Consider the following 13,378-nt stretch of genomic DNA (forward strand, 5'->3'; position numbering starts at 1 on the left):
TGTAACATGCATAGATACGCGAAAGTTCGTAGTAGTTAAAAAAAAAGGGTGAATAATTAAGAATAATTAGGGTAAATAGGGGGAGTTGTCTCCGTTATTTCCGTCATTCTTTTAAAGCCCAGTTTGGAAAAACTCCCCAGGAGTATAGAGCCGGATAAATGAGTAGGCACCGGACAAAAGACCGACAGGCACCCGTTCATCAACGGGTGCCTGTCGGTCTTTTAACGGATGCTGGTCGTCTGGATCAGCTATGAGGTCTTTATTTTTTCAATTCAGCAATTCCTACTTCAGAGATGGAAGCATTGCCGGAAGTGATTACGATTCGGATATCACTGGCTGTTGTACCTTTGAACCGGTAGCTTTTCAGCTCGTTGGTCGCTTCAATCTTTCCCGAATAAACGGTCAGGAACTGGCCGCCGCCACTGGAAAGCTGTATCTCGAAAGCGGCATCTGTACTCTTTTCTTTCCATGCGATGGAGATACGGTTGGGAGATGCATTGTTTTCAAGGGCGAATGTAATGGATTCTCCTTTTCCGGCACTCCAGGCGGTTGAAAAATTCTTATCCAGGACCTGTACCGCTGTTTCGGGCGAAGTACTGGCATTCACCGATTTACCAAAACCGGAAGTGGTGGCTACGCCCGAATCGCTTTTTCCATATTTTATCACGCGGATACGTTCATTCAGCCGGATATCTTCTGACGAGGCTCCTACCATAATCTTGAAATCTCCCGGTTCAACCACCCATTGGTTCTCTTTATTATATAACTGTAGTTCGCGGGGATGGAGGATGAAAGTGACTTCTTTGGTTTCTCCCGGTTCCAGCCCGACACGTTCGAATCCGCAAAGTTTCTTTTCGTAGGTCGTTACGGAGCTGAGCAGATCGCGCACATATAATTGGGCAACCTCGTCACCAGCCCTTTTCCCCGTGTTCGTAATTTTGCATTTGACCGTCACTTCCTGGTTTGGAGTGATGACAGCCGGGTGCACAGTGATGTCGGAATATTCAAAAGTAGTATAACTTAGTCCGTAACCGAACGGATAGAGCGGACCGTTTACACGTGACATATTTCCTTTCATACCCGGATTATGCCCGCCGTCTATCTGTGCCGCAGGTTTACTCGGGAAGTTAAATGGTATTTGTCCGACTGTCTTCGGGAAAGTGACGGTCAGTTTACCTCCCGGGTTATAATCTCCGAATAGGGCATCTGCAACGGCTATACCGCCCTGTGAGCCGGGATACCATGCTTCGAGTATGGAAGGAATGAACTTGTCCGCCCAGTTGATTGAAAGCGGACGACCGTTGACCAGTACCAGGATAACCGGTTTTCCGGTGGCTGCTACTGCTTCCAGTAATTCCTGTTGCCGTCCCGGCAGTTCCAGGCTGGAACGTGATTTGTTTTCTCCGCAGGTCCGGGTGCCTCCACCCAGAACTATGACAACGGCATCACTTTTTCGGGCGTTTTCTACGGCGAGGTCGATCTCTTTCTTTTCCTCATCACTGAGCGGGAAACGCATCAGTTCAGACTCCGGCCAGTTTGGGTCTACCAGGTCGCATCCTTTTGTGTATAGAACTTCCGTGCCGGGTTTGACCTTGTTGCGGATGCCATCCAGGACAGTTGTGACTTCTACGGCTAACGGGCCATAATGGGTCAGGGCAAAAGACTTTTCATCGGCATTGGGACCGCAAACGGCTATTTTGCTGATTTTATTCGCATCCAGAGGTAGCAGATTGTCTTTATTCTTCAGTAAGACCAGGGATTCTTTTGAAGCCTGTAAAGCTATTTGTTGATTTTCCGGGCTGTTCACTTCTTTGTCGGCTTGTTTCAGGTCGGTCTGGTACGGATTGTCGAATAGTCCGACAAGGAACTTAACCCGCAGGATATCACGGACACGGCTGTCGATCGTTTCCATGCTGATAGCTCCCTCTTTGATCAGCTTGCGCAACGGCAGGACATAAGAATCGGGCGAACGGAAGGTACAACGTATGTTCAAACCGGCTTCAACACTTTGAAGAACGGCTTCTTCCATATCTTCTGCCGTATTATGTTTGGAATACAGGTATTCTACGGCATCGCTGTCTGATACCACATAGCCGCGAAATCCCATTTCACCCCGCAGACGGGTTGTCAGCCAGTAATAGCTGCTTTGAACGGGAAAGCCGTCGTAGTCATTGTAAGAACTCATGACTCCTAAGATTCCGGCTTCGCGAATTACCCGTTTGAATGGATAGACATGGATATTTTCGACCTCGCGCGGTGACATCTGCGGATCGACGCGCGACATCCCTTCACGTCCTCCTTTGTTGTTGCTGTAAGCTATATAGTGTTTTGACGTGGCTGCCACCTGATGGTCCTGTTGCATTCCTTTAGCCATTTGGATACCCAGTTCGGCTACCAGATAGGGGCTTTCTCCGTATACTTCTTCATAGCGGCCCCAGCGTTGGTCGCGTCCCACATCCAGGATGGGGGCATAAATATTGGTGTAACCCAGCAGGCGGCCTTCACGTCCGGTGATATAACCGATCTGGCGGATCAGGCTGCGGTTCCAGGTGTGACCCAATCCCAGCTGAGTCGGGAAATTGGTCGCTTTGAAACTTTCAACTCCTCTGATCCCTTCGTTCGTAAAGTCGGTAGGGATACCGAGGCGTGTTTCTTCGATAAAGAAACGCTGTACTTCATTCAAAGCCCATGCGTGGCGTGAAGCCGGCCATACATATGGATTGTCGGATGGCGGCAATCCCCATTGCTGGAAACCGTTCAGATGTTCATCGATGGCACCCATGCCGTCTTTCCACAACTGATTTTTCCATTCAGGGGTGGGCAGGTCGTCTTTCAGTACCCGTTTATAGCCGTATAAGGTTACCATTTGGCAGGTTTTCTCTTCGACCGTCATCTGTGACAATAGATCTTCGATACGGTTGTCGAGTGGAGCTGACGGGTCTTCGTAAATGTCTTTCTTGCCATTTTTGTTGAAGTCGATCCAACCTTTATGGTAAATAGCCTTGTTTGTTACTTTGTAAGTGTCCGGGATGCGGATATCTTGTAATGCTTTCTGCTGGGCCTGCAGGCAGGGAACAGCAGAAATCGTGAGACATAACAGCCAGGAAACAGTCGGTTTGTGTATCATGTTCTAATCTTTTAATATGCGTGTTCTGAATTGGTGGATTGCTTTCCGGAAACGGTCTGTCTGTTTCCGGTATCTGGTCTGGGAGGCGACATTTGTATTCTCTTCCGGATCGACGGAATGATCAAACAACATTTCTCCGGCGGACCGGCGTTCTTTGTCGGTCCATTCGGCATAGCTGTAATTACCGTCGACTACATTCGTCCCTTTTCCCCATTGGATAAAGGCAAATGCTTTTCCTTTACTTTCCGGATCTTTCAGAAGCGGGAGAAAGCTTTTACCCTGTACCGACTTCGGACAACTTATTTTACATGCCTGGCAGAGGGTAGGATAGATGTCGACAAATTCAACTATGCCGCGGGAAACTCCGTCGGATGTTCCGGGCATACGGACGATCAGGGGAGCCCGTGTGGCATGGTTCATCAGATTGTGCTTTCCCCAGAAAGTATGTTCACCCAAATGCCATCCGTGATCACCCACGAGGACGACGATGGTATTATCGGCCAGTCCCAAATTATCCAGCTCATCCAGAACCAACCCGATCTGTGCGTCGACGAAGCTGACACAGGCATAATAGGCATGCCGCGCTTCACGGTGAAAGTCGTCACTGTCAACATTCCCGGTCTGTGTGTACTGGAAAATCTCACGTGAACCGTACACCTGCTTAGGCAGGTCTTCCGGCAGATAACGGTTGTCGGCTGTAACGATCTCCTCTCGTTTGTATAGATCCCAATATTTCTTAGGTGCGTTAAAAGGGAGATGGGGGCGCCGGAAGCCTACTGCCATGAAAAAAGGTTTGTCACTATTTTGCAGGCGTTGTAAGTCGCTGATAACTTTGCGGGCGATTTTGTTGTCTTCATACAGACTGTCGGGTACATCAGCCGATTCGCAATACGGTCCCCGGTTGTTTTTGGGGTTCAGGTGCTTGCCTGATTCATCGTTCAGCCATAATTCCCATTTGTTATATTCCGCCCAGTCTTTGCTGTTTGGACTGATAGCCCAGGGTGCCTCGCTCCACGTACCTTCATGATCGTCGGTATTATGGAATACCTTACCGGTGGAGGTGGCGTAATACCCCTGATCCCTGAACGTTTGTGAGATGGGGATAGCCCAGGGAGCGTCTGTCTGTGCGTAGGTGTCGGCATCGATGAAGCGTTCCGGGAATTTGGGATATACACCTGTCAGAAAGCTGGCGCGGGAGGCTCCGCTGACGGGTACATTGCAGTAGGCGTTTGCAAAGACTGTGCTGTTTCGCGCTAACCGGTCGATATTCGGCGTTTTCACTTGTGGAGCTCCGTAGCATCCCAGTTCCGTCCGCAGGTCGTCTACGATCAGGAAAAGCACATTCGGCTTTTTTGCCTGAGCCTGTGCTGCCGCGAGGGCTGCACAGGAGGCGAGTACTATTAATCTGTCTGTCTTCATGGTATTTTATTTTTACCAGCCCGGGTTATTAGGCGCCAGGGCCGGATTCCGTTCGATTTCGAGGCCGGGGATAGGCCATAGATAATCTCTGTCTGCAAATATACGTTTATATCTTTCAGCTCCGGTCAGATCACAGTAAGTAAAGTTAAGTTTTTCTTTGGCTATACCCCATTTAAGGTGGTTCTGTTTTATCTGTTTATATCTTTAAGCTCTACCAGCTTGTTCACAATGGCATAAACCGTTAAGGCGCTGGCACTATGTACCTGTAGTTTACGGGCGATATTTCTCCTGTGCGTAATAACGGTGTGGGTAGAGAGGAAAAGACGGTCGGCAATTTCACGGTTGGTCATGCCTTTGACCACACAGACGACAATCTCTTTTTCGCGGGTACTCAATGTTTGTTGTTCATCCGATTCATCACCCTCTTCTTTTTTTGTGTGCAGGCGTTCCAGTTTATGCTTCAGTTCGTCGGCACTGTCGAAGATGCTGATCTGATCGTCATAATAACGGGTAAGGGAATGATCCGTGAGTGTATAAAGCAGCGCGAAGCACTTCATATCCGGGCATCCGGTCATCTCCTTTAAATGAGGGATCGTGAAATAACCCGGAATAGAAGGATTGATGATAAGAATATCCGGTTGGTGTGTCCGGAGATCCTCGGTAAGCGATTCGATGGTAGTTATTTCCGATACCTGGATGCGGAGACCTGGCAGGTGTTTCAGTATTGTCTCCAGGCCGCTACGGACAATAGCGGAAGGTTCAGCAATAACGATCTTCAAATAGGCGCTCATAGGTTGTTATTTAATTGTTTTTTCTAATGCAAGTATGGCAGGCATGAAAAGATAGTCTTCCACATGATTGTGGGAAGTCAGGTCCTGTTCCGTAGCAAAGATGTCGAACAAGACGCTGTTCAGTAAATTACTTCCGGGTCCCGGGTAATATTTGATCAGGATATTCTTCAGTTCGACAATTTTCATTTCTATCTGGTCATGCCGTTTCCGGAAGATAGAGATGTTATATTTCGGATCCTTTATCCCTTTCAGCAGGTCACGGACATACGGGAAAACAACTTTTTCTTCATATGACATATGTTTGTTTACCTCTTCGGCATATTCATCGAAGAAACGTTGGATAACGAAAGCAACGTCCTGCGGACATTCGCCGATCGATTCCAGAAGTTTTCTGCGCAGATGCGGAAGACGGAAGTTCAGGAAGTAATCGTGTGCATTATGGAGATAGGTGATCAGTGCCTCGATAGACAGACATTTGTCTACATTCATGACCGGGGCGGATACATCTTGTGTCAGGAAGTTGACGACTGTGAGAAAGGTACAGGCGTCGACACCATTTTGACGGCATACTTCTCCGATATTCTTTTCGCCGAAGCCCAGGGCAATGCCAAAACGGCTCATAACAAGAACCATCGGATAGTTCTCGCATATAAGATCACTCATTTTGTCGGTTTCCCTGTATTTTCCATTTTTATACATAAGCTATAATCGTCCTTTTTTGTTTTGGTGTTTGACTGTTCAAAGATACTTCTTTTTTGTCAGCCAATAGATACGTTATTATTATTCTATATTTGTTAGTGCTTTTTGGTTAGAATGCCGGATACTCCGGTTCATCGACGGCAACGACTGCCAGGCATTCTATTTCAACCAACCATCCGGATCGGCATACCGGGGCACGGACGATCAGGTGAGGCATGTTCCGATGATGGGTTTCCATATACTGTTTAACGCGGGCGAAATCGCCGGTATCCCGTATATAGACGATGGCCTGCATGATATCGTTTTGGTCGGCACCTGCTTCGTTGAGCAGGGCGGTGATATTTTCGATCATGCGTTCGGATTGTTTGATCACATCCCCCGGATGGACGATTTCGCCATACCGGTCGATGCTAGCCGTACCGGATACGAAGACATGGCGGCGGTCGCCATAGGTGATGGCAACGCCTCTTTCAAAAGTCACTCCGTATTCATAAGTCCGGCTCAGATGGTCGGGGGCATATAAGTATTGGATTTGTTCCCGCCCGATACCCGATACGGCATACGTATCCATGGTAACGAACACATTCGTGTCCTGATAACGGCCTTCAATGCCGGTACTGGCTATAAAATGAGTATTTTCCGTCAAGTTCTGTGTCGCGAATACCTCCTTGCGGGCTTTGACTACGCCTGGATAATTCACGTCGACGTTCTGTACGAATATCCAGGTCCGTATGCAGTTATTGGCCAGCGTGCAGTTGGCTGCTGTCAGTTGCATGATATAATCGCGGAAAATAAGGCGTGTCTGATATTCCGAATTGGCAGCCCGGTTGCATAGGTTGGCACCGAACAATTGGCGGTAACTGCCGTGACGTGCTTCAAACAGATTACTGGGAAGAACCTGTGTCTGTACGCCTGTCTGGAGCCATGCCCAAAGAGCTATTTTGGTCCCGTTCACGGGAGCCTGCTGTACGATGGATAAAGCACAATACGGATTGGAGCGTTCCTGTTCCATTAACAAGGCGGTTTGATTGGTAACGTCACTCATAAAGTAACGGCGGAATACCGCTGTCGGGTTACCCGGAAGTTCTTCGACACATTGGGTGTATGCCTGTAACAGATTATTTAATTGGGTAGGATAATCTTCCATATAATCTGTCTGCTGGAAGATGACATGATATTCCGTGATTCCCTTTTTAGTTTCGAATGAGGTGATCTGTACTTCTGTTTTGTTGTATTGTTTTATTGTTAACTCCATGGTATCTGATATCTATTATTGTTTCTTTTTCCAAAGATACAGTATATCAGTCTGAAGCCAAATTTTGGAGTGTGAAAAGAAAATAAAACTGATTTGTCATGCTTTTTTTATTTCATTCAGTTCGACCAGTTTGTTCACAATGGCATATACAGTCAGACCGCTGGCACTGTGGACCTGCAGTTTCCGGGCGATATTCCGCCGGTGCGTGATCACGGTGTGGGTGGATAGATATAAACGGTCGGCGATTTCCCGGTTCGTCATACCTTTGACAACACAGACAACGATCTCTTTTTCCCTCGAACTGAGTGTCTGCTGTTCTTCCTCCTCTTCTTGCGGCTCAGTAGATGCTTCTTCCGCATTCAGCCGCTCCAGCTTATGTTTCAGTTCGTCGGGACTGTCATAAATATTGATCAGGTCGTCATACGGGCGGAGCATGGCTTGATCGGTCGCCATGCAGGCGATAGCCAGGCATTTCATTTCGGAGCAGCCGCACTCTTCTTTCAGATGCTGTATCCCGAAATAGCCGGGAAGTGAAGGGTTGATGATCAGTACTTCCGGCCGGTGCATGCGGAGGCTTTCCACCAGGCATTCAGCCGTAGCTATTTCCGTCAGCTGGATATGCAACCCGGGCAACCGTTTTAGGATGGTAATCAATCCGCAACGGATAATGGAGGAAGGTTCTGCAACAGCTATTTTAAAGTTAGTGCTCATAAAGCAACGGTCATTTGATTGTTTTTTCAATGGCTAGTACAGCGGGAACGAAGAGGTAATCTTCTACCCGGTTATGAGAGGCCAGATCTTGTTCGGTGGCAAAGATGTCGAACAGGACACTGTTCAGCAGGTAATTGTCGGGTCCGGGATAGTATTTGAGCAGGATATTTTTGAGCTCCACGATCTTCATCTCTATCTGGTCGTGCCGTTTGCGAAAGATACTGATATTGTATTTGGTATCTTTCATCCCTTCCAACAGGTTGCGGACGTAAGGGAAGACGATCTTTTCTTCGTACGACATGTGTTTATGGACCTCGTAAACATAATCGTCGAAGAATTTGGTGATAGCGAAAGCGATGTCACCCGGGCAGCCGGTAATTGCTTCCGTCAGTTTGCGGCGGATATGAGGCAGCCGGAAGTTCAGGAAATAATCGTGCGCATTATGCAGATAGGTGATCAGCGACCCGAGAGAAAGGCAGTTGTTGATCTCGTTGATCGTGCCTGAAATCTCTTCCGAGAGAAAATTGACAACGGTAAGGAACGTGCAGCAATCCACCTCGTTCTGCCGGCATACATCCTTGATGTTTTTCTCCCCGAATCCCAGGTCGATACCGAAGCGGCTCATTACGAGAACCATGGGATAGTTCTCGCAAATCAAGTCGCTCATCTTGTCTGTCTCTTTGTATTTTCCTTGTTTATACATAGTTGTTGTATTTATGGTGTTTCATTTATAAACAGGGGTATTGCGGAAGGTCTGCCGGAATAACGGCGATACATTCCGTTTCAATCAACCATCCCGGACGACATACCGGTGCCAGTACGATCAGGTGCGGCATATCCGGGTGATGGGTGCGGATATAGCGGTTCACTTCCTCGTAATCTGCCGGGTCGCGGAGATAGACGATAGCCTGCATGATATCGGCAACGGAAGCTCCGGCCTCCTGCAACAGGACGCTGATGTTTTCCATCATCCGTTCAGTCTGTTTCAATATATCTCCGGGGTGAACGATCTCTCCCCGGTTGTCGATACTGGCTGTTCCCGACAGGAATATCTGTTTCCTGTCGCCGTACGAAACGGCTGTGCCCCGTTCAAAAGTGACGCCATATTCATAGGTCGGATTTAAATGGGTAGGGGCATAGAGGAATTGTATCTGTTCCGGTAGCAGACCGTCTACTGTATAGGCATCCATCTGCACCAGCACTTCCGGGTCGGCGTGACGGCCCTCTATCCCGGTACTGGTTATATAATGTGTTTTCTCCGTCAGGTTCTGTGTGATGAAAACTTCCTTGCGGGCTTTTACGACACCTGCATAGTTTACATCTACGTTTTGTACGAAGAACCAGGTACGGATGCAGTCGGCAGCCAGCGTACAATGCTGTTCGGTCAGTTGCAACACATAATCGTTCAATAACAGCCGGGTCTGGTATTCAGAGGTGGCCGCCTTGTTGTGTGCACCGCCGGTCCAGAGGTGGCGATACTTATTATGAGATGCTTCGAACATACCGGAATTGTAGGTTTCCGTAGTCATATCTGTTTGCATATAAGCCCATAGTGCTATTTTAGTACCGTTTAGCGGAGCTTGTTGTACAATCGATAATGCACAAAACGGGTTTTCGCATTCCCGTTCCATCAACCGTTCCGTCTGATTCGCCGCATCACTCAGGAAATACCGGCGGAATATAGCGACGGCTTTACCGGCTTCTTCTTTTGTTACTGTTTCGTATGCTTTTTGTAATTTATCCAGCTGTTCCGTAAACGGCAATGAAGGGTTGGTAACAGAAAATAGTATATGATATTCCGTTACCCCTCCCTTGCCTTCAAAAGAACAAATTTGAGCGTGTATAAAGTCTTGTTCGTATGTTTTTGTTTTGAATGCCATAATTATAAATTTATTCTTGGGCTCCCCCTTCGATCCAACTCTTCAAAAGAGAAATCTTTTCGGGTGAACCGGATAACAAATCATTATGATAATGGTTGCTCGCCCCTTCTGTCAGTACATCCATGATGAAGCTGTTATCTGCATCACCAGGCTTTACAAGCATTTTCCCTTCATTCGAAGAGTTCGCTTTTACATTGACCAAAGCACTGTAACTTTTTCCTTCAGTCAGATATAGACCATCTGCAGCACTGGCCCCGGCCCCATGACAGCCGGTACAGCTAGCATCAAAAATGCTTTTTTGTATGCCATTGAATAAACTCGCATTGACCGTACCTATATCCAGCTTTAGCGTATCGGATGAATCCGTAAAATCCGTTTGATAGAAACTGACAATACGTTTTCTCAATTTATTGATAACACAAACTTCTATCTGGTTGACTTCGTTTGAAATGCCTTTTAAAATAAGGTCCATCGAACCATCGTCTGCAGTTGTCACTGTTTTGGCGACCGCAGCATATTCATCATCCTTTTTAAATCCGGCGACAACAATCGTATAATCGCTGGGCCAGGTTTGAACACCCTGGATAGTAGCTGTAACCCTGGCTATGCCTCCCTCTATCTCTACGTGTCTGCCCTCGTCGTAAATTTTGCCGTCATCGCAGGAAACGAAAAGACAAGAGAATAGTAGCGCATTGATTATGAATGAAAAAAACTTTCTATTCATGGTGTGACAATTAGAATGTATATTGAAGCAAAACTGTTCCTGAATGCATAGCTAACCCTAGATCATCGTTATCACGATCAAGCTGTGTGTCATGTCCTGTACGTCCGATGAACTGATACATTGCCTGTAATTTCAGATTACATCCAGTAAAGAAATAGTTGAATCCGACTGCGGGCATATTCAGGAAACCGTTTGTGTCAACTCCGTTGCGGTTAAAGAAATCGTAGCGGGCCGTCGCTTGCAGGCGATTGGTTACAAAATAACCGCCTTGTACATATCCGCCCAGATAGTTATAACTTTCATCTATTTTCTGTCGTTTGGTGAAACCAACGTTCATATAATAGAGCTCTGCTCCCAGATAAAGACGGTTTTTCAACATGGCAAATTCTGCACCGGCACGGTAATCGTTTGTACTTTCATTTTCGCTTTCTACATTTAAAGACGTTGATAGGCCGAATAATATTTTATCTTCTTTCAGACGATTGGGGTTTCCTTGATTAGACGGCATAACACCTTTTGGCATGTAAGTAATACGTCCGGCATATAATAAAGAAGGGATATGCCAATCATCGCTGAATGTTTTTGAAGCCACGTTTACGGAGCTGCCTGTACCATTAAATATACCTACTTCATAGCCGAATTTTTCTTTGATTAATCCGTGGACTTCTACACCCAGGTCAAAACCTGTGCCGATATTGGGAGTTACGGCATTCAGTGAATAAGGTAGAATGACAGGTGCTGTCAGTGAAACAGGAAGAGTAGGCATCAGTGTCTCTCCTAATGTTGTCAGATAAGCATGCGCGAACGGTGTTTTGAACTTACCCGCGCGTATGGCAAAGCTTTCTTTGAGTTTTACGTCAAACCAAGCCTGTTGCAGAATACCACCTCCGCTTGCGGCTGCATTGATAGACAGGTTGAATGTAACCATATTGAACGCTTTTCCTGTAAAACCGAGAATGGCGTATGGGATGGAAAAACCGGAATTTGCAATGTTGTCTTGATTATAAGCAGGATCCAAACCTTCATCATCGTAATAATTGATATTTGCACTGGTTTGAACGAGCATATAAGGCTTAAAAACGAAATCGCCTTTTTTAGTACCGATAGTGAAACCTTCTTTGCCGGACAAAGATACCACCCCGTTTTCCGTATCTTCTTCGTGCTGGGCCAGTACTGTTAATGGTAAGAACAGTAATGCAATGATTGTAGTTATTAGTTGTTTCATCTTTGTTGTCTTGCTATTATAATGAATTGATAAATGTGATTAACGCATCACGGTCTTCTTTACTCATTTTCTTAAATAAATTCTTGGATGCCTCTCCTTCACCTCCGTGCCACATGATGGCTTCAACCAGGTTGCGGGCACGTCCGTCATGGAGATAGTAAGTATGTCCGTTGACTGTTTCTTGAAGGCCGATTCCCCATAAAGGAGTGGTACGCCATTCATTGCCGCGTGCCAGGCCGCTGACATAGTTGTCGTTCAGTCCAACTCCCATAATCTCAGATCCCATGTCATGCAATAGAAAGTCGGAATACGGATGGATGGTTTGTCCTCCCAGCCAGGGTAATTGTGTCCCATTCAATAAGGCGGCACCGCGTGTCTTGGTGTGCAGCGTTGTTACGTGGCATAGGTGACATTTGGCTTCGTAGAATTTTTGTTCTCCTTTGATTACCTGCGGATCATTGACGTTTCTTCGGGCCGGAACACCCAGGGCATGCAGATAAAGGTCCACATTTTCCATCTCTTCTGTCGAGACATCCAGTTGATCATACGAAAGGCCCATCATGCTTCCCTGATCCATTTGTATCTGTCCTTCGCAGATCTCTTCCGGATAACGACTGTTTGTTACACCCATATCGCTGGAAAAACCGAGTTCAATGGTCAAGTCTGCGTGCTGTGCCTTATTGCCGGACAGGCCCAGACGCATGACGCCTCGTTCGGAAATATAGTTGCAACGGCCGCTGATTCCATATTCAGGATAATTACTTTTTGCAGCAAGTGCTTCGATCTCTGTCGGATCGAGTGCCATCATCTGCCCCATGCCGACATGGCGTAAAGGAATACGTACGGTACAGAACAGATCCTTTGGAGCGATACTGTCGGCATACCATTCTGAAATCGAATATTCAGGTTTACATAACTCGTATGTTTCGCCATCAGGAAACGAGAACGTTTCGTATGTATATTCAACGGAAAGTTTACCTTCCGGCTTTACGCCATATATGGCCTGGTCGTGCAATACACGGCCGTAGTTTTTGAATTGTGCCCCGTTTCTTTTGGCGATATAAACCAGCATGGAAGAAAATCCGTAGCTTCCGGAGCCTCCTTCGCTCCATAATGTCGGCTTGGTTCGTCCGGCATTACGATGGCAGCTTCCACAGGAATAACCCGCATACACCGGGCCGAGGCCACCACCTGTGCCGTTACTACTCGTGCGTACGTCGTCATACAATCTATCTCCATTATTAAACCGGGTCGAATATTTACCTGATACCCAGTCTGCTTCTGTGTCGTATGCTACGGATGAATTGAGGAAGATAGTCGAAGTTCCGGCTGAGAGCGCATAATTATTAGGAACTTCTACATCATCCATATCTATCCCTTCTTTTTCGCAGGAACAGAGTGGAGCTAGGAACAACAGAGGAAAAAACAGATGTCGAAATTTCATATTGATTTTTCTTTATTTTTGATCAGATCTTATTCGTTTGAAATCCATTGTCAAACGTTCCAAAGCCTTGGAGTAGCCAGGTCGCATAACCGGGCTACTTCAA

12 protein-coding genes are annotated in these 13,378 nt (G+C 46.8%); all 12 read right to left on the reverse strand.

Features of this window, described 5'->3' with window-relative positions; genetic code table 11:
* Positions 1-259: 259 nt before the first annotated feature.
* Entirely contained in the window at positions 260-3,127 is a 2,868-nt protein-coding gene (locus DXD68_RS22775; protein WP_199715794.1) for a beta-glucosidase, read from the reverse strand.
* A gap of 3 nt (positions 3,128-3,130) precedes the next feature.
* Positions 3,131-4,546, reverse strand: a complete 1,416-nt coding sequence (locus DXD68_RS22780; protein ID WP_122363750.1) for a sulfatase — start codon at positions 4,544-4,546, stop codon at positions 3,131-3,133.
* Between the two features lie 12 nt (positions 4,547-4,558).
* Positions 4,559-4,738: a RagB/SusD family nutrient uptake outer membrane protein gene (locus tag DXD68_RS24615; RefSeq protein WP_122363797.1), complete on the reverse strand. Its 180-nt coding sequence runs from the start codon at positions 4,736-4,738 to the stop codon at positions 4,559-4,561.
* Positions 4,735-5,337, reverse strand: coding sequence for a response regulator transcription factor (locus tag DXD68_RS22790; RefSeq protein ID WP_122363751.1), 603 nt, complete (start codon positions 5,335-5,337; stop codon positions 4,735-4,737). The genes DXD68_RS24615 and DXD68_RS22790 overlap by 4 nt, the downstream gene beginning before the upstream one ends.
* Before the next feature lie 6 nt (positions 5,338-5,343).
* Positions 5,344-6,036 (reverse strand): hemerythrin domain-containing protein, encoded by a 693-nt coding sequence (locus DXD68_RS22795; protein ID WP_122363752.1) that lies wholly within the window; start codon positions 6,034-6,036, stop codon positions 5,344-5,346.
* A 109-nt stretch (positions 6,037-6,145) separates the two neighbouring features.
* The gene (locus DXD68_RS22800; protein WP_122363753.1) at positions 6,146-7,291 is read right to left on the reverse strand and encodes a Rid family hydrolase; all 1,146 of its coding nucleotides are present in this window, start codon (positions 7,289-7,291) and stop codon (positions 6,146-6,148) included.
* A 96-nt stretch (positions 7,292-7,387) separates the two neighbouring features.
* A complete protein-coding gene (locus tag DXD68_RS22805) occupies positions 7,388-8,002 on the reverse strand; it encodes a response regulator transcription factor (protein ID WP_122363754.1) in 615 nt (204 codons plus the stop codon).
* 10 nt (positions 8,003-8,012) lie between these two features.
* Positions 8,013-8,705 (reverse strand): hemerythrin domain-containing protein, encoded by a 693-nt coding sequence (locus DXD68_RS22810; protein ID WP_122363755.1) that lies wholly within the window; start codon positions 8,703-8,705, stop codon positions 8,013-8,015.
* Positions 8,706-8,730: 25 nt separating this feature from the next.
* Positions 8,731-9,882: a Rid family hydrolase gene (locus DXD68_RS22815; protein ID WP_122363756.1), complete on the reverse strand. Its 1,152-nt coding sequence runs from the start codon at positions 9,880-9,882 to the stop codon at positions 8,731-8,733.
* A gap of 10 nt (positions 9,883-9,892) precedes the next feature.
* The gene (locus DXD68_RS22820; RefSeq protein WP_122363757.1) at positions 9,893-10,606 is read right to left on the reverse strand and encodes a hypothetical protein; all 714 of its coding nucleotides are present in this window, start codon (positions 10,604-10,606) and stop codon (positions 9,893-9,895) included.
* 10 nt (positions 10,607-10,616) lie between these two features.
* Positions 10,617-11,831, reverse strand: a complete 1,215-nt coding sequence (locus DXD68_RS22825; RefSeq protein ID WP_122363758.1) for a porin — start codon at positions 11,829-11,831, stop codon at positions 10,617-10,619.
* 16 nt (positions 11,832-11,847) lie between these two features.
* Positions 11,848-13,275 (reverse strand): di-heme oxidoredictase family protein, encoded by a 1,428-nt coding sequence (locus DXD68_RS22830; protein ID WP_165359828.1) that lies wholly within the window; start codon positions 13,273-13,275, stop codon positions 11,848-11,850.
* Positions 13,276-13,378: the final 103 nt, after the last annotated feature.

Source organism: Parabacteroides sp. TM07-1AC, assembly GCF_003480915.1.
GTDB lineage: Bacteria > Bacteroidota > Bacteroidia > Bacteroidales > Tannerellaceae > Parabacteroides > Parabacteroides chongii.